The 16,090-nt window shown below is 68.7% G+C and carries 14 protein-coding genes and 1 pseudogene; 11 read left to right on the top strand and 4 right to left on the bottom strand.

Annotated features, from left to right (window positions below):
- Positions 1-18: 18 nt before the first annotated feature.
- Positions 19-1,428 carry an APC family permease gene (locus EHW97_RS06200; RefSeq protein ID WP_124236299.1) on the bottom strand — a complete coding sequence of 470 codons (1,410 nt, stop codon included), beginning with the start codon at positions 1,426-1,428 and terminating at the stop codon, positions 19-21.
- Between the two features lie 87 nt (positions 1,429-1,515).
- Here EHW97_RS06200 and EHW97_RS06195 point away from each other — a divergent pair, with 87 nt between their 5' ends.
- The gene (locus EHW97_RS06195) at positions 1,516-2,796 is read left to right on the top strand and encodes a cytochrome P450 (RefSeq protein ID WP_243696322.1); all 1,281 of its coding nucleotides are present in this window, start codon (positions 1,516-1,518) and stop codon (positions 2,794-2,796) included.
- Between the two features lie 75 nt (positions 2,797-2,871).
- On the opposite strand, the gene EHW97_RS06190 is transcribed toward EHW97_RS06195, so the two are convergent.
- Entirely contained in the window at positions 2,872-3,525 is a 654-nt protein-coding gene (locus tag EHW97_RS06190; RefSeq protein WP_124236298.1) for an MBL fold metallo-hydrolase, read from the bottom strand.
- Between the two features lie 98 nt (positions 3,526-3,623).
- Between EHW97_RS06190 and uvrA the strand changes: the two genes are divergently transcribed.
- The 10 genes from uvrA (at position 3,624) to EHW97_RS06140 (ending at position 14,973) form a co-directional block, all read left to right on the top strand.
- Positions 3,624-6,482 carry an excinuclease ABC subunit UvrA gene (gene uvrA / locus EHW97_RS06185; protein WP_124236297.1) on the top strand — a complete coding sequence of 953 codons (2,859 nt, stop codon included), beginning with the start codon at positions 3,624-3,626 and terminating at the stop codon, positions 6,480-6,482.
- Positions 6,483-6,488: 6 nt separating this feature from the next.
- Positions 6,489-8,441, top strand: coding sequence for an excinuclease ABC subunit UvrC (gene uvrC, locus EHW97_RS06180; RefSeq protein WP_124236296.1), 1,953 nt, complete (start codon positions 6,489-6,491; stop codon positions 8,439-8,441).
- On the top strand, positions 8,441-9,304 hold the full coding sequence (gene rapZ, locus EHW97_RS06175; protein ID WP_124236295.1) for an RNase adapter RapZ: 864 nt from the start codon (positions 8,441-8,443) through the stop codon (positions 9,302-9,304). Before uvrC ends, rapZ begins: the two co-directional genes overlap by 1 nt.
- Positions 9,301-10,281, top strand: a complete 981-nt coding sequence (locus tag EHW97_RS06170; RefSeq protein WP_124236294.1) for a gluconeogenesis factor YvcK family protein — start codon at positions 9,301-9,303, stop codon at positions 10,279-10,281. Before rapZ ends, EHW97_RS06170 begins: the two co-directional genes overlap by 4 nt.
- On the top strand, positions 10,272-11,255 hold the full coding sequence (whiA, locus tag EHW97_RS06165; RefSeq protein ID WP_124236293.1) for a DNA-binding protein WhiA: 984 nt from the start codon (positions 10,272-10,274) through the stop codon (positions 11,253-11,255). The genes EHW97_RS06170 and whiA overlap by 10 nt, the downstream gene beginning before the upstream one ends.
- 84 nt (positions 11,256-11,339) lie before the next feature.
- A complete protein-coding gene (gene gap / locus EHW97_RS06160) occupies positions 11,340-12,344 on the top strand; it encodes a type I glyceraldehyde-3-phosphate dehydrogenase (RefSeq protein ID WP_124236292.1) in 1,005 nt (334 codons plus the stop codon).
- 22 nt (positions 12,345-12,366) lie between these two features.
- Complete coding sequence (locus EHW97_RS06155; protein ID WP_124236291.1) at positions 12,367-13,566, top strand: phosphoglycerate kinase; 1,200 nt, start codon at positions 12,367-12,369, stop codon at positions 13,564-13,566.
- On the top strand, positions 13,563-14,366 hold the full coding sequence (gene tpiA, locus EHW97_RS06150; RefSeq protein WP_124236290.1) for a triose-phosphate isomerase: 804 nt from the start codon (positions 13,563-13,565) through the stop codon (positions 14,364-14,366). Before EHW97_RS06155 ends, tpiA begins: the two co-directional genes overlap by 4 nt.
- Positions 14,367-14,380: 14 nt before the next feature.
- Complete coding sequence (gene secG, locus EHW97_RS06145; RefSeq protein WP_121794876.1) at positions 14,381-14,617, top strand: preprotein translocase subunit SecG; 237 nt, start codon at positions 14,381-14,383, stop codon at positions 14,615-14,617.
- Positions 14,617-14,973 carry an RNA polymerase-binding protein RbpA gene (locus EHW97_RS06140; RefSeq protein WP_124236289.1) on the top strand — a complete coding sequence of 119 codons (357 nt, stop codon included), beginning with the start codon at positions 14,617-14,619 and terminating at the stop codon, positions 14,971-14,973. Before secG ends, EHW97_RS06140 begins: the two co-directional genes overlap by 1 nt.
- Here EHW97_RS06140 and EHW97_RS15705 read toward each other — a convergent pair.
- Both EHW97_RS15705 and EHW97_RS06130 read right to left on the bottom strand, forming a co-directional pair.
- Positions 14,963-15,503: pseudogene (locus EHW97_RS15705) on the bottom strand (cytochrome c oxidase assembly protein). The gene EHW97_RS06140 and the pseudogene EHW97_RS15705 overlap by 11 nt on opposite strands.
- 137 nt (positions 15,504-15,640) lie before the next feature.
- Positions 15,641-16,090 carry a DUF2243 domain-containing protein gene (locus tag EHW97_RS06130; RefSeq protein WP_124236288.1) on the bottom strand — a complete coding sequence of 150 codons (450 nt, stop codon included), beginning with the start codon at positions 16,088-16,090 and terminating at the stop codon, positions 15,641-15,643.

Raw genomic sequence — 16,090 nt, 5'->3', positions numbered from 1 at the left:
CCCGTCGTCGAGCCGGCGTCACGGCAGATCGCGCGGCGGAATGTCCTCCGGATGTTCCACCTGCAAGTTCTCCCCGCGACGCCGGCTCGTCAGGTACATCGGGACACTCAAGACGAGGCCGAGCAGCAGAAGGCCGCCCGCCACCTCGTACTGGGCGACGGGCCGACCCGACAAGGGCGTGACCAGATAGAGGCACGCCGCGGCCCCGAGCAGCGCGATCCAGGTGCGCGTGTGGAAGTGCTCATGCTCGACCGGATCGCGCCGCAGGACGAGCACGGCCACGTTGACGACCGCGAAGACCGCGAGCAGCAGCAGCGAGGTCGTGCCGCCGAGGACCGCCACCGCGTTCTCGCTCGCCACCGAGACGTACACGATCAGGGCGAGTGCGATGAGGGTCGTGAAGCCCACCGCGACGTACGGGGTGCGGCGACGCTCGTGCACCCTGGAGAGCGCGAGCGGGATGACCCGTTGCTTCGCCATGCCATACAGCAGCCGGCTCGCCATGAGCATGTTGATGAGTGCGGAGTTGGCGACCGCGAACATCGAGACGAACGGGATGAGCACGTCGATCGGCACGCCGGGTGCGCCGCGCTCCACGACGGTGACGAGGGGAGTGTCGTTGCCGGCGAGATCCCCGACGGGTACGAGCGCCACGGCGCACACCGACACGAGGATGTAGATCACGCCGGTGATGCCGAGGCCGGTCAGCAGGATGCGGGGGAAGATGCGGCTCGGTTCGTGGCACTCCTCAGCCATGTTGACCGAGTCCTCGAACCCCACCATGGCGAAGAACGCGAGCGACGTCGCGGTCGTGACGGCCAGGAAGACGTTCTTGTCCTGCGGCGTATCGAACGCGACCACGCGGCTCCAGTCCGCGTCGCCTCCCGCGATCGCGTAGAAGCCGACCAGGATCACCAGCAGGAGGCCAGAGAGCTCGACGAGGGTGAGCACCACGTTCGTCGCGACTCCCTCGCTGAGACCGCGCACGTTGATCGCGGCGATCAGCAGCATGAAGCCGAGCGCGATCGCCATGATCGCGAGGTTCGAGGCCTCCCAGCCGACGCCGACGGCGAGGTTGGAGGCGAAGGCGCGGGCAGCCGTCGACGCCGAGGTGATGCCCGAGCACATGACCGCGAACGCGATCATGAACGTGACGATGTGCAGGCCGAACGCCTTGTGCACGTACAGCGCCGCGCCGGCGGCCTGCGGGTACTTGGTCACCAGCTCGAGGTAGGAGAACGCGGTCAGCAGCGCGACGACGAATGCGACGAGGAACGGGAGCCACGCGGCGCCGCCGACCTCCGCCGCCACCTGCCCGGTCAGTGCGTACACGCCGGTGCCGAGGATGTCGCCGACGATGAACAGCAGCAGGAGCTTGGGACCCATGACCCGTTTGAGGGCGGGTTGCTGAGCGACGGATGCGGTCATGGGGACCCCCTGCGCGACGAAGCGATGTGTGGTTCAACACTGCTCCGCATGTGCCGCTACAGCAACTGCTGCGTGTAACGTCGGTCCGTGTCGTTGTTGAAGTCCTACGGCGCGCGGATCGGCGGAGCGCTGGCCCGCCGTCACGTGCGCAAGCGCGGAATCGATCTCTCGCGGATCTCGTTCATCCCCGAGTCCACGAAGGCGCCGCTGCAGCGCGTCGGCACCGACCCGGTCCCGCAGATGGCGCGGTACCGGGACGAATCGCCGATGCGCAAGCTGGACCTGCCGTTCGCGTTCAACGCGTATCTGGTCACCGGCTACGCCGAGACGCGCGAGGTCCTGACCGCCCGCGACACCTACTCCAACGACATCCGTCATCTGTTCCGTGGTGACGGCCCGGCCACGTCCGATGACATCGGAGGTCTCGGGTTCACCGATCCGCCGCTGCACACCCGGCTGCGCAAGATCGTCACGCCCGAGTTCACCATGCGGCGGCTCGCCCGGCTGGAGCCGATGATCCAGCAGATCGCCGACGACGCGCTCGACGCGCTTGAGGCTGCGGGGCCCGGGGCGGACCTCGCGAAGCACGTCGCGTTCCCGGTGCCGTTCAACACGATCTGCGCCCTGTTGGGTCTGGACTACGAGGACCGTGAAGCCTTCGCCCGCCTCGGCAGCCAGCGCTTCGACGCGACGAACGGCGCCGCAGCGGCGTTCGGCGCGGTCTCGGCACAACGTGAGTTCCTCTTCGATGCCGTCGCGCGTCAGCGCCTGGAGCCCGGTCCGGGACTCATCGGCCAGATCCTCCAGGCGGAGGGCGACGCCATCAGCGACGTCGACCTCGCGGGGCTCGCCGACGGCGTGTTCACGGGCGGCTTCGAGACGACCGCCGGCATGATCGCCTTGAGCACGCTCGTGCTCCACCGCGACCCCGCGTACGCCGAACTCGTCCGGTCAGGCAACCGCGAGACGGTCGACCGGGTCATCGAGGAACTCCTGCGCTACCTGTCGGTCGTGCAGGTGGCCTTCCCGCGCTTCGCCAAGCAGGACATGGAGCTGTTCGGGACGAAGCTCAAGGCCGGGGACGTCGTCCTGGCCTCGCTCAGCGCTGCCAACCGCGACCCGAAGGTGGCGGGGGAGCGGCCGGACGAGTTCGATCCCTATCGGGTGCCTTCCAGCGGTCACCTCGCCTTCGGCCATGGCATCCACCGCTGCATCGGCGCCGAGCTCGCGCGGATGGAACTGCGCATCGTGCTGCCCAAGCTCCTCCAGCGCTTTCCGACCCTCGGGATCGCCGTGCCCGAGAGCGAACTCGAATTCCGTCAGTTGAGCTTCGTCTTCGGCATCGACGAACTGCCTGTGACCTGGTGACGTAGACCCCAGATTTGCGCTTTATCCGTCAACCGAAGCCGGGCTTTGTCGACGAATTGGGCGCAAATCTGGGTTCTACCAGCCGCGTGCGCGCCACTCGGGGAGGCGGGGGCGCTCGGCGCCGAGGGTGGTGTCGTCGCCGTGGCCGGGGTAGACCCAGGTGTCGTCGGGGAATCGGCCGAAGATCCTGGTCTCGACGTCGTCGATGAGGCTCGCGAAGTCCTCGGGTGACCACGTCTTGCCGACGCCGCCGGGGAAGAGCGAGTCACCCGTGAACAGGTGCACGATGCCGTCGGGGTCGTCGTAGGCGAGGGCGATCGACCCCGGGGTGTGCCCGACGAGCTCGATGACCTCCAACTCGCACGTTCCGACACGCACCCGGGCGCCCGTACGCACCCGCAGGTCGACCGGTACCGGCAGCGCGTCAGCGTCGTCCTCACCCGCGATCGTCTGTGCGCCCGTCGCCTCGACGATTTGGGGGAGGGCCTGGACGTGGTCGTCGTGCCGGTGGGTGGTGATCACGCGGGCGATGCCGTCGGTTCCGGCCACCTCCAGGAGTCGGTCGGCCTCGTCCGCGGCGTCGATGAGCGCCTGCTCGCCGGTGAGTGTGCACCGCAACAGGTAGGCGTTGTTGCTCATCGGGCCCACCGCCAGTTTGGTGATCTGCAGATCCCCGGCATCCTGCACGTCGACCGGTCCGCCGACCTCGACTCGTCCGCTGTACGTCATGGAACCGAGGGTATCGAGCCTGGTGTGGGACAACTCACCACCGGGAGGAACCTGCTCACCACGGGAAACTGTCAGTGCGCCTGGTTACGCTGGAAACCGTGGCTGATCGTCTCGTGATTCGCGGTGCCCGCGAGCATAACCTCAAGGACGTCTCGCTCGACCTGCCCCGCGACGCGCTCATCGTGTTCACGGGACTGTCCGGGTCGGGCAAGTCGTCGTTGGCCTTCGACACGATCTTCGCCGAGGGGCAGCGCCGCTACGTCGAGTCGCTGTCCGCCTACGCCCGCCAGTTCCTCGGCCAGATGGACAAGCCGGACGTCGATTTCATCGAGGGCCTGTCCCCGGCCGTCTCGATCGACCAGAAGTCGACGTCCCGCAACCCGCGCTCCACGGTGGGCACCATCACCGAGGTCTACGACTACCTGCGTCTGCTGTACTCGCGTGCGGGTCGCGCCCACTGTCCGACCTGCGGCGAGCCGATCAGCCGGCAGACGCCGCAGCAGATCGTCGATCGCATCATGGAGGGCGAGGAGGGCACGCGCTTCCAAGTCCTCGCTCCTGTCATCCGCGGCCGCAAGGGCGAGTACACCGAACTGTTCCGTCAACTCCAGCAGCAGGGGTTCAGCCGCGTCATCGTCGACGGTTCGGCCCACATGCTCGCAGACGAGCCGCCCACGCTCGCCAAGCAGAAGAAGCACACCATCGACGTCGTCGTCGACCGTCTCACGGTCAAGGCCAGCGCGCAGCAGCGACTGACTGAATCGGTCGAGACTGCGCTGTCGCTCGCCGACGGCCTGGTGATCATCGACTACGTCGACCTGCCCGAGAACGATCCGTCGCGGCACCGCCGGTTCTCCGAGAAGCTCGCGTGTCCCAACGACCACCCGTTGCAGATCGACGAGCTCGAACCGCGTTCGTTCTCCTTCAACGCTCCGTACGGCGCCTGCCCCGAATGCCATGGTCTCGGCACCCGGATGGAAGTGGACCCCGAGCTGCTCGTCCCCGACCCGGAGAAGTCGCTCGCCGAAGGGGCCATCGCCGCCTGGGCGTACAACCAGGTCTCGGAGTACTTCCTGCGCCTCACCGAGGCGCTCGCCGACGAGCTCGGCTTCTCGATCACCACCCCGTACATCGAGCTGCCCGGCGACGTGAAGCACGCGCTCATGCACGGTCACGAGACCAAGGTGCACGTGCGCTACAAGAACCGGTACGGCCGCGAGCGGTCGTACTACTCGCAGTTCGAGGGCGCCATCCCGTTCGTCCAGCGGCGGTACGCCGAGACGGACTCGGAGACCAACCGCGAACGGCTCGAGGGCTTCATGCGCGAGGTCCCGTGCCCCACGTGCGGCGGCACCCGGCTCAAGCCCGTCATCCTCGCGGTCACGCTGGAGTCGGCGAGTCGCGGTGAGCTCAACATCGCCGAGCTGTGCCACCTGTCCATCGCGGAGGCAGCGGACTTCCTCTCCGACCTCGTCATGACCGACCGGGAGCGCCAGATCGGCGAGCGGGTGCTCAAGGAGATCCACGAGCGGCTGCGCTTCCTGCTGGACGTCGGACTCGACTACCTGGCGCTCGACCGCGCCGCCGGCTCCCTCTCCGGCGGCGAGGCCCAGCGCATCCGGCTCGCGACGCAGATCGGCGCGGGGCTCGTCGGCGTGCTCTACGTCCTGGACGAGCCGTCGATCGGCCTGCACCAGCGCGACAACCACCGCCTGATCGAAACGCTGGTCCGACTCAAGAACCTCGGCAACACCCTCATCGTCGTCGAGCACGACGAGGACACCATCCGCACCTCCGACTGGGTCGTCGACATCGGCCCTGGCGCCGGCGAGCACGGTGGTCAGGTCATCGTCTCGGGCACTGTCGACGAGCTGCTGTCGCACCCCGATTCCCTGACCGGCAAGTATCTCTCGGGCAAGGAGTTCATCCCGGTGCCCGAGAAGCGCCGCCCGCGGGTGGAGGGGCGCGAGCTGACGGTCCGCGGCGCCCGCGAGAACAATCTGCGCGACATCGACGTCAGCTTCCCGCTCGGCCAGCTGGTGTCCGTGACCGGCGTGTCGGGCTCGGGCAAGTCCACGCTGGTCAACGACATCCTCTACACGTCGCTCGCTCGGGCGCTGTACAAGGCGCGCACCATCCCGGGCCGTCACACGGGCATCGACGGCATCGAGAACGTCGACAAGGTCATCCACGTCGACCAGTCGCCGATCGGCCGTACCCCGCGCTCCAACCCGGCCACGTACACCGGCGTGTTCGACCACGTCCGCAAGCTGTTCGCCCAGACCCCCGAGGCCAAGATGCGCGGCTATCAGCCGGGCCGCTTCTCCTTCAACGTCAAGGGCGGCCGCTGCGAGGCATGCCATGGCGACGGCACGATCAAGATCGAGATGAACTTCCTGCCCGACGTGTACGTCCCGTGCGAGGTGTGCCACGGCGCGCGCTACAACCGCGAGACGCTGGAGGTGCATTACAAGGGCAAGACGATCGCCGAGATCCTCGACATGCCGATCGAGGAGGCCGTCGAGTTCTTCGAGGCCATCCCGGCCATCGCGCGGCACCTGCGCACCCTGGTCGACGTCGGCCTCGGATACGTCCGGCTCGGTCAGCCTGCCCCCACCCTGTCCGGCGGCGAGGCCCAGCGGGTCAAGCTCGCCGCGGAACTGCAGAAGCGGTCCACGGGACGCACGATCTACGTGCTCGACGAGCCCACGACGGGTCTGCACTTCGAGGACATCCGCAAACTCCTCGGTGTGCTGCAGCGGCTCGTCGACACCGGCAACTCGGTGCTCGTCATCGAGCACAACCTCGACGTCATCAAGGCCTCGGACTGGATCATCGACATGGGCCCGGAGGGCGGCAGCGGTGGCGGCATGGTCGTCGCCGAGGGTACGCCCGAGGAGGTCGCGGCCAACCCGGACAGCCACACCGGCCGCTTCCTGGCACCGTTGCTGGCGTGATGCTCCGTGGCTGATCCGGCGACCTACCGCCCTCGGCCCGGCGAGATCCCCACCGATCCCGGTGTCTATCGCTTCCGGGACGCCGAGCGGCGCGTCATCTACGTAGGCAAGGCCAAGTCTCTTCGGCCGCGGCTGAGCTCGTACTTCCAGGACATCGCGCACCTGCACCCGCGTACGCAGCAGATGGTCACGACCGCGGCGTCGGTCGAATGGACCGTCGTCGGTACGGAGGTCGAGGCGCTCGCGCTCGAGTACTCCTGGATCAAGGAGTTCGACCCTCGCTTCAACGTCAAGTACCGCGACGACAAGTCGTATCCCTGGCTCGCCGTGACCGTGGGGGAGGAGATCCCGCGCGTCCAGGTCATGCGGGGTGCGCAGCGCAAGGGCGTGCGGTACTTCGGCCCGTACGGGCATGCGTGGGCGATCCGCGACACCGTCGACACGCTGCTGCGCGTGTTTCCCATGCGGTCGTGCTCGGCCGGCGTGTACCGCCGCGCCAAGGCGATCGGCCGTCCGTGCCTGCTCGGCGACATCGGCAAGTGTTCCGCGCCGTGCGTCGGCCGGGTCAGCGCCGAGGAGCACCGCGACATCGTCGATGACTTCCTCGCGTTCATGGGCGGTCAGACGGCCGGGTTCACGCGGCGGATCGAGCAGCAGATGCGCGAGGCCGCCGGACGCCAGGAGTACGAGCTGGCCGCGAAGTACCGCGACGACCTCGCCGCCCTCCAGCGCGTGCTGGAGAAGCAGACCGTGGTGCTCGGTGACGGCACCGATGCCGACGTCTTCGGGTTCGTCGACGACCCGCTGGAGGTCGCGGTGCAGATCTTCTCCGTGCGTGGGGGCCGCGTGCGCGGTCAGCGTGGTTGGGTGGCCGACAAGGAGGACGACGCGACGCTGCCCGACCTCGTGCAGCACGCGCTCATGACGCTGTACCAGGACGCGGCGGAGTCGGCCATCCCCAAGCAGATCCTCGTGCCCGAACTGCCCACCGATCTCGAGGCGGTGGAGCAACTGCTCGCCGAGCGCCGCGGTGGGCCGGTCCGTATCCGGGTGCCGCAGCGCGGCGACAAGAAGCGGCTCATGGAGACCGTCGAGCAGAACGCCAAGCAGTCGATGGCCCGGCACAAGCTCAAGCGGTCCGGCGACCTCACGGCACGCAGCCAGGCGTTGGAGGAGATCCAGGTCGCGCTGGGCCTGTCCGAGCCGCCCCTGCGGATCGAGTGTTTCGACATCTCCAACCTCCAGGGCACCGAGATCGTCGCGTCCATGGTCGTGTTCGAGGACGGCCTGCCGCGCAAGTCGGAGTACCGCCGTTTCACGGTGCGCCACGAAGGCCAGAGCGACGTCGCGGCCATGCACGAGGTCATTACTCGGCGCTTCGAGAACTACCTGCGGGCGCGTGATCGCCAGGGTGATGAGGAACCGGGCATCGACCCGGAGACCGGCAAACCTCGCAAGTTCGCCTACGCGCCGTCGCTCGTCGTCGTCGACGGCGGCCCGCCCCAGGTCGCCGCGGCGCACCAGGCCATGGACGAACTCGGCATCACGGGCGTGGCGCTGTGCGGCCTGGCCAAGAAGCTCGAGGAGGTCTGGCTCCCCGACGACGAGGACCCGGTCATCCTGCCGCGCACGAGCGAGGGACTCTATCTGCTTCAGCGGGTGCGCGACGAGGCGCACCGGTTCGCCATCACGCACCACCGCACGCGCCGTAGCAAGTCCATGGTTCAGAGCCTGCTGGATCCGGTGCCGGGTCTGGGGGAGACGCGGCGTAAAGCGCTGCTCAAGCACTTCGGTTCGCTCAAGCGGTTGCGCGCCGCCACCGCCGAGGAGATCCAGGCGGTTCCGGGCATCGGTCCGGCTACGGCACAATCGATCGTGCAAGCCCTCGCGGAGAACCGGCCAGGACCGGCCATCGACACCCGCACAGGGGAGATCCTCGACGACGATGGGGGCCGGTAGTGAGCAGCATCAACGAGTTCGTGCTGGTGACCGGGATGACCGGCGCCGGTCGTGGCACCGCGGCCAAGGTGCTGGAGAAACTCGGGTACTACGTCATCGACAACCTCCCCGCGCCGATGATCTCCGACGCGGTCGCCACGATCCTGAAGGCCGATGACATCGACCGGTTCGCCCTCGTCGTCGACGCTCGTTCACGCGGGTTCTTCGGTGCTCTGGTCGAGGAGGTCGAGCGGGTCAAGGAAGCCGGTGTCGCCGTGCGCATCCTCTACCTCGAAGCCGCCGACGAGGTCCTCGTCCGCCGCCAGGAAGCCGCCCGCCGCCCGCACCCGCTCAGCCACGAGGGACGGCTCATGGACGGCTTCCTGCGCGAACGTGAGCTCCTCCGCGACGTGCGCGCCGCCGCCGACATCGTCATCGACACCACGCGCCTGAACGTGCACCAGCTCGCGCAACGGATGCAGGCGGCGTTCGACGCTCCGCAGCGGCACGGCTTGCGCGCGACGATCGTCTCGTTCGGCTTCAAGTACGGCGTCCCCATCGACGCGGACATGGTCGCCGACATGCGCTTCCTGCCCAACCCGTACTGGGTGGATGAGCTGCGCCCGCTCAGCGGCCTGGACGATCCCGTCCGCGAGTACGTCGAGAAGCAGCCGCGATCGGCGGAGTTCCTCGACAGCTACGTCGATCTCATCGCGTTACTGACCGACGGGTTCCTGCACGAAGACAAACACTTCCTGACCGTGGCCGTCGGCTGCACGGGCGGCCGTCACCGCAGTGTCGCGATGTCGGAGGCGCTCGGCCGCCGGTTGCGATCGCACGGCGTGAGCACCCTCGTCGTCCACCGCGACCTGGGGAGAGAATGAGTCCCCGCGTCGTGGCCCTCGGGGGCGGTCACGGCCTTGCCGCGAGTCTCGCGGCGTTGCGCCGTGTCACCGACGACCTCACCGGCATCGTCACGGTCGCCGACAACGGCGGCTCCTCTGGACGGCTCCGCGAGGAGTTCGGCATCCTGCCCCCGGGCGACCTGCGCATGGCGCTCGCCGCGCTGTGCCGTGACGACGAGTGGGGCCGCACCTGGGCCGACATCCTCCAGCATCGCTTCAGCGGCGACGGTCCGTTGGCCAATCATGCGCTCGGCAATCTGCTCCTGGCCGCCACGTGGGACCAGCTCGGCGACACCGTCAAAGGGCTCCACCTGGTCGGCGAACTCCTCGGCGCCCAGGGCCGGGTGCTGCCGATGGCGGCGGTTCCACTCAACATCGAGGCCGACGTCCGTTCACGCGAGGAGCCGGGCGACATCTCGGTGATTCGCGGACAGGCGCAGGTCGCCAAAGCGAGCGGGCAGGTGCTCAACGTGCGGCTCGATCCTGCCGACCCGCCGGCGTGCCCGGAGTCAGTCGCGGCCATCGACGACGCCGACTGGGTCGTGATCGGCCCCGGGTCCTGGTTCACCAGCGTGATGCCCAACCTGTTGGTGCCGAGCCTGCGCGCCGCGCTGGTGCGCACCACCGCCCGACGCGTCCTCGTGCTCAACCTCGTCGCGCAGCCGGGGGAGACCGAGGGCCTGACGCCGTCGAATCACCTCGACGTCCTCGCTGCACACGCCCCCGACCTTCGGCTCGACGTCGTCGTCGCCGATGCGGCCATGGTCGACGACGATCCGTTGATCGTGCCCGCCGCAGCGCGCCTGGGGGCGCGACTGGTCTGCGCGGAGGTGGCATCGCGGTCCGACCGTGATCAGCACGACCCCGAGAGGCTCGCAACGGTCTTCGCAGGAGTTTTCTCCACGGCTAGAGTGAACGCAGCATTCGACGAGGAGGAACCGCGCACATGGCCATGACGGCACAGGTCAAGTCAGAATTGGCGCAAACGCCGATCACGAAGTCCTGCTGCCGCAAGGCCGAGGTCTCCACGATCCTGCGATTCGCCGGGGGTCTGCACATCGTTGCGGGCCGCATCGTGGTCGAGGCCGAGCTCGACACCGGCGCCGCCGCGCGGCGACTGCGCAAGGACATCGCCGAGGTCTACGGACACGACAGCGAGATGCTCGTCCATCAGAACGGCGGTATCCGCAAGGGCACGTCCTACGTCGTCCGGGTCGCCAAGGACGGCGACGCCCTCGCCCGGCAGACCGGCGTCGTCGACGGCAGCGGACGCCCCATCCGCGGGCTCCCGCCCCAGGTGGTCTCGGGCGCGTCGTGCGACGCCGTCGCGGCCTGGCGCGGGGCGTTCCTCGCCCGCGGCTCGCTTACCGAGCCCGGCCGGTCGTCCGCTCTCGAGGTCACCGCCCCGGGGCCGGAGGCGGCCCTCGCGCTGGTCGGCGCGGCGCGCCGTCTCGGCATCCAGGCCAAGGCGCGCGAGGTGCGGCACGTCGACCGTGTGGTCATTCGCGACGGCGAGGCGATCGGCGCGCTGCTCACCCGGCTCGGCGCCCACGAGACGCTCCTGGCATGGGAAGAGCGCCGCATGCGTCGCGAGGTCCGCGCGACCGCCAACCGGCTCGCGAACTTCGATGACGCGAATCTGCGTCGTTCGGCGCGCGCCGCGGTGGCCGCCGGTGCCCGCGCCCAGCGCGCGCTGGAGATCCTCGGCGACGATGTTCCCGATCATCTGCGCATGGCCGGGATGCTGCGCGTGGAACACCGCCAGGCGAGCCTGGAGGAACTCGGTCAGCTTCACGACCCGCCGCTCACCAAGGACGCCATCGCAGGCCGGATCCGCCGCCTTCTGGCCATGGCGGACAAGCGCGCCAACGAGATGGGCGTCCCTGACACGGAGGCCGGCTTGAACGAGGAGATCCTCCCCGAGGCCTGACGGGCGGGACACGCCGCGGTACCGAGGCCCAGTAGTAGGGTGGTGGACGTATCCGACCTTCACCTTCGATCGCAGGAGTACCGCGTGACTATTCGCGTAGGCATCAATGGTTTTGGCCGCATCGGCCGCAACTTCTTCCGCGCTGCCCGCGCCGCCGGCGCCGACATCGAGATCGTGGCCGTCAACGACCTCACGGACAACAAGACGCTGGCCACGTTGCTGAAGTACGACTCGATCCTGGGTCGTCTCGACGCGGACGTGACCTACGACGACGAGGCCATCTACGTCGGTGAGCAGAAGATCGCCGCATTCGCGGACCGCGATCCGGCCAACCTCGACTGGGCGAGCGTCGGTGTCGACGTCGTCGTGGAGTCGACCGGCTTCTTCACGGACGCCACGAAGGCCAAGGCGCACCTCGAGGGCGGCGCCAAGAAGGTCATCATCTCGGCCCCTGCCAAGAACGAGGACCTCACGGTCGTCATGGGCGTCAACCACGACCTCTACGATCCCGAGCAGCACACGGTCATCTCGAACGCCTCCTGCACCACCAACTGCCTCGCCCCGATGGCGAAGGCGCTGCACGAGGGCATCGGCATCGAGAAGGGCCTGATGACCACGATCCACGCCTACACGCAGGACCAGAACCTGCAGGACGGCCCGCACTCGGACCTGCGCCGTGCGCGCGCCGCCGCGCTCAACGTCGTGCCCACCTCGACGGGCGCCGCCAAGGCCGTGAGCCTCGTGCTGCCCGAGCTCAAGGGCAAGCTCGACGGCTTCGCGATGCGCGTCCCGGTGCCCACCGGTTCGGCCACCGACCTCACCTTCACCGCCAGCCGCGAGACCTCGGTCGAGGAGATCAACGGCATCCTCAAGGCCGCCTCCGAGGGCGCGCTCAAGGGCTTCCTCACCTACAGCGAGGCCCCGCTGGTCTCGACCGACATCGTCACCGACCCGGCTTCCTGCATCTTCGACGCCGGTCTCACCAAGGTCATCGGCGACCAGGTCAAGGTCGTGGGCTGGTACGACAACGAGTGGGGTTACTCCAACCGTCTCGTCGACCTCGTGGCCCACGTCGGCGCCTCGCTCTGAGACGACGAGGAGACCACGACACGTGAAGACGATCGACGAGCTCGGCGATCTGACCGGTAAACGCGTTCTCGTCCGCAGTGATCTCAACGTGCCGCTCGACGGCCCGACGATCACCGACGACGGTCGCGTCCGCGCGAGCGTTCCCACCATCGAGCGCCTCGCCCGTGCGGGCGCCAAGGTCCTCGTGATGGCCCACCTCGGCCGGCCCAAGGGAGTGCCGGACCCGGCGTTCTCCTTGCGCCCCGTCGCCGAGCGCCTGGGGGAGCTGCTGGGGCAGCCGGTGCTGTTCGCCAACGACACCGTGGGCGCGGAGGCCCAGCGCATCAGCGCTGCCATGGGCGACGGTGAGGTGGCGGTCCTCGAGAACGTCCGGTTCAACCCGGGCGAGACGAGCAAGGACGACGCCGAACGCGGCGCCTTCGCCGACCAGCTCGCTGCGCTCGCCGACGTCTTCGTGTCGGACGGCTTCGGGGTCGTCCATCGCAAGCAGGCCAGCGTGTACGACATCGCGACGCGCCTGCCCGCCGCGGTGGGCGGCCTCGTCCAGGCGGAGGTCGCCGTGCTCGAGCGACTGACCGCGACGCCGGACCGGCCGTACGCCGTTGTGCTCGGTGGCTCCAAGGTGTCCGACAAGCTCGGCGTCATCGACAACCTGCTGGAGAAGGCCGACACCCTGCTCATCGGCGGCGGTATGGTCTTCACCTTCCTCGCTGCCCAGGGCCACCGTGTCGGAACGAGCCTGCTGGAGTCCGACCAGATCGACGTCGCCCGCGGGTACATCGAGCGTGCGGCGGAGAAGGGCGTCGAGCTGGTTCTGCCGACCGACGTCGTCGTCGCCCCCCGCTTCGAGGCCGACGCTCCGGCCACCACGGTGGCCGTGGACGCGATCCCCGACGATCAGATGGGGCTCGACATCGGCCCGGACTCCGCTGCCGCCTTCGCCGAGCGGATCCGTGGTGCGCGCACGGTGTTCTGGAACGGTCCCATGGGCGTGTTCGAGATGCCTGCCTTCGCTGCGGGCACCAAGACCGTCGCTCAGGCGCTCACCGAGGTCGACGGCCTGTCGGTCGTCGGCGGGGGCGACTCGGCTGCCGCGGTGCGTCAGCTGGGCTTCACCGACGACCAGTTCGGCCACATCTCCACCGGCGGCGGGGCCAGCCTCGAGTATCTCGAGGGCGCGACGCTGCCGGGCCTCGCCGTCCTGGACGGAGCGGACGCATGAGCGCGCGTACTCCGCTGATGGCGGGCAACTGGAAGTCCAACCTCAATCACCACGAGGCCGTCGTCCTCGTGCAGAAGCTGGCTTGGACGTTGTCGGACAAGAAGCACGACTACGCCAAGTCCGAGGTCGTCGTCATCCCCCCGTTCACCGATCTGCGTAGCGTGCAGACGCTCGTCGACGGGGACCGACTGCAGATCCGTTACGGCGCCCAGGACGTGTCCCAGCATGACGGCGGCGCCTACACCGGTGAGATCTCGGCGGCGATGCTCGCCAAGCTCGGGTGCTCGTACGTGGTCGTCGGCCACTCCGAGCGCCGTGAGTACCACGCGGAGACCGACGAGGTCGTCAATGCCAAGACGGTGAAGACGCTGGCAGCCGGGATGACGCCCATCGTGTGCGTGGGCGAAGGGCTGGACGTCCGCCAGGCCGGGGAGCACGTCGCCTACACGCTCGGCCAGATCGACGGGTCGCTCGCCGGCCTCGACGCCGAGCAGGTCGCCGGTCTCGTGATCGCCTACGAGCCCGTGTGGGCCATCGGCACGGGCGAGGTTGCGACTCCCGAGGACGCACAAGAGGTGTGCGCGGCGATCCGCGGGCGGCTCGCCGAGACCTGGGGTGACGACACCGCGGCCTCCACGCGTATCCTGTACGGCGGATCGGTCAAAGCCGCGAACGTGGCTGCGATCATGGCCAAGCCGGATGTCGATGGGGCCCTGGTCGGTGGCGCGAGCCTTCAGGCCGAGGAGTTCGCGGCGATCGCCCGGTTCTATGACTTGCCGGACCTCTCGTCCGGCGCCTGACGGAGGAGCGACACGTGATTCTGACCTTCTCGATTCTGCTGGCTCTCAGCAGCATCTTGATGATCGTCCTGGTGCTGATGCACAAGGGCCGCGGCGGTGGTCTGTCCGACATGTTCGGCGGCGGCGTCTCCAGCTCGCTCGGCGGGTCCTCCGTGGCCGAGCGTAACCTCGACCGGATCACGGTCGGCGTGGCGCTGGTGTGGGTCGTGTGCATCTTCGCGCTCGGGCTGCTGCTGAAGGTGAGCGCCTGATGGGCGCCGGTGGCGCCATCCGCGGCAGTCGCATCGGCGCTGGCCCGATGGGCGAGGCCGAGCGCGGTGAGGCCGCACCGCGGCAGACCGTCGTGTACTTCTGCGCCAAGGACCACCGCACGGCCTTGCAGTTCTCGATCGAGGCGGAGGTCCCCGACGAGTGGGACTGCCCGCGTTGTGGTCTGCCGGCTAGCCGGGACGCCGAGAACCGCCCCGAGGCACCGAAGATCGAACCGTACAAGACGCACCTCGCGTACGTGAAGGAGCGCCGCAGCGAGGAGGAGGCATCGGCGATCCTCGCCGAGGCGCTCGAAACGTTGCGCACCAAGCGCAAGACCGGCGAGATCATCTTCTGATCGCAGGTCGCGTCGCGCGATACCACTCGGCGGCGAGCAGCACCATCACCAGCACATCGATGGCGTCGCCTCCGTAGTACATGAGTTGAGCTCCCATCCGCCCGTCGGCCACGCCGGCGGGCGGATGCGCGTACAGCCACTTCGCCAGCACGGAGTGCGCGGCCATGAACGCCACGAGCACGCTCGCGCGGACCGCGAACGAGGCCCGGGGGGCCGGGTCAGGCCCGATGAGCGAGGCCGTGAACAGGTATCCGGCCACGACGAGATGCATGTGCACGAGCGCGTACACCCAGCGTGAGGACGACCCGATGGCGCAGGAGTCGTGCGAGCCTGCGCGCCCATGCGACCGGCAGCGCGCGTAGCGCGAGGGTGACCGGAGCCGCGAGCACCAGCAGGAGCGGCCCGAGCATGCCGAGCAGCAGGTGGGCTCCCATGTGCGCCGTGAAGTCGCCGTGGGCCGCATCGGCGAGCGGTCCCAGAAGCCCCGTGACGATGCCCGCCACCCCGCCGAACCACGCGGCAGTGCGCATCCACGGCCACGCCCCTCGCTGCCTGGCCCGGTAGACGCCTGCCGCGTAGATCAGGAGAGCAGACCCTGCGAGCAGGAGGATGAGGACGTCCCCCGCAGCGGGTCCCGTGGCTGTCGCGTGCTCGTGGTGCATCGCGTTCAGCGGGGCCGTGTGCGCGACAGCACCAGAAGACCGACCAGGAGGGCGGCGATCGCCGTTCCGATCCAGATGGTGTCGTAGAGCAGCAGGTCGACGCCGTACCGGATCTGGTGGATGCGCAGGATCTGGTGGTTGAGCACGCCGTCGAGCAGTTGGAACGCGCCGACACCGCTGAGTACGGCGCCGATCCATCGTGGCCAGTGCACACCGCCGCGGCGGCGCGCGTCGGCGAGGAGGAACAACCCGGCGACGGTGATGAACCAGCCGACGGCGTGGAAGAAGCCGTCAGCGATCAGACCGACGTGCGGCGTGGAGCGGTCGTAGAAGTGATGCCACTGCAGCCACAGGTGGAAGATGAAGAGATCGATCATCGACGCGGCGATGCCGGCGCCGAAGAGCAGCCCCGCCGCGACCGTCCGGCGGTCCGTGACGTTCGCGCGGCTCGTCAT

The sequence above is a fragment of the Aeromicrobium camelliae genome (genome assembly GCF_003850045.1).
GTDB classification, from domain to species: domain Bacteria; phylum Actinomycetota; class Actinomycetes; order Propionibacteriales; family Nocardioidaceae; genus Aeromicrobium; species Aeromicrobium camelliae.
This window is presented reverse-complemented; position numbering and strand designations above follow the sequence as displayed.

Excerpts from the sequence above, each read along its gene's own strand:
- EHW97_RS06200 (WP_124236299.1), bottom strand. The coding sequence starts at position 1,428 with ATGACCGCATCCGTCGCTCAGCAACCCGCCCTCAAACGGGTCATGGGT.
- EHW97_RS06130 (WP_124236288.1), bottom strand. The coding sequence starts at position 16,090 with ATGACGAGCCGCGCGAACGTCACGGACCGCCGGACGGTCGCGGCGGGG.
- whiA (WP_124236293.1), top strand. The coding sequence starts at position 10,272 with ATGGCCATGACGGCACAGGTCAAGTCAGAATTGGCGCAAACGCCGATC.
- EHW97_RS06170 (WP_124236294.1), top strand. The coding sequence starts at position 9,301 with ATGAGTCCCCGCGTCGTGGCCCTCGGGGGCGGTCACGGCCTTGCCGCG.
- EHW97_RS06190 (WP_124236298.1), bottom strand. The coding sequence starts at position 3,525 with ATGACGTACAGCGGACGAGTCGAGGTCGGCGGACCGGTCGACGTGCAG.
- EHW97_RS06140 (WP_124236289.1), top strand. The coding sequence starts at position 14,617 with ATGGGCGCCGGTGGCGCCATCCGCGGCAGTCGCATCGGCGCTGGCCCG.
- tpiA (WP_124236290.1), top strand. The coding sequence starts at position 13,563 with ATGAGCGCGCGTACTCCGCTGATGGCGGGCAACTGGAAGTCCAACCTC.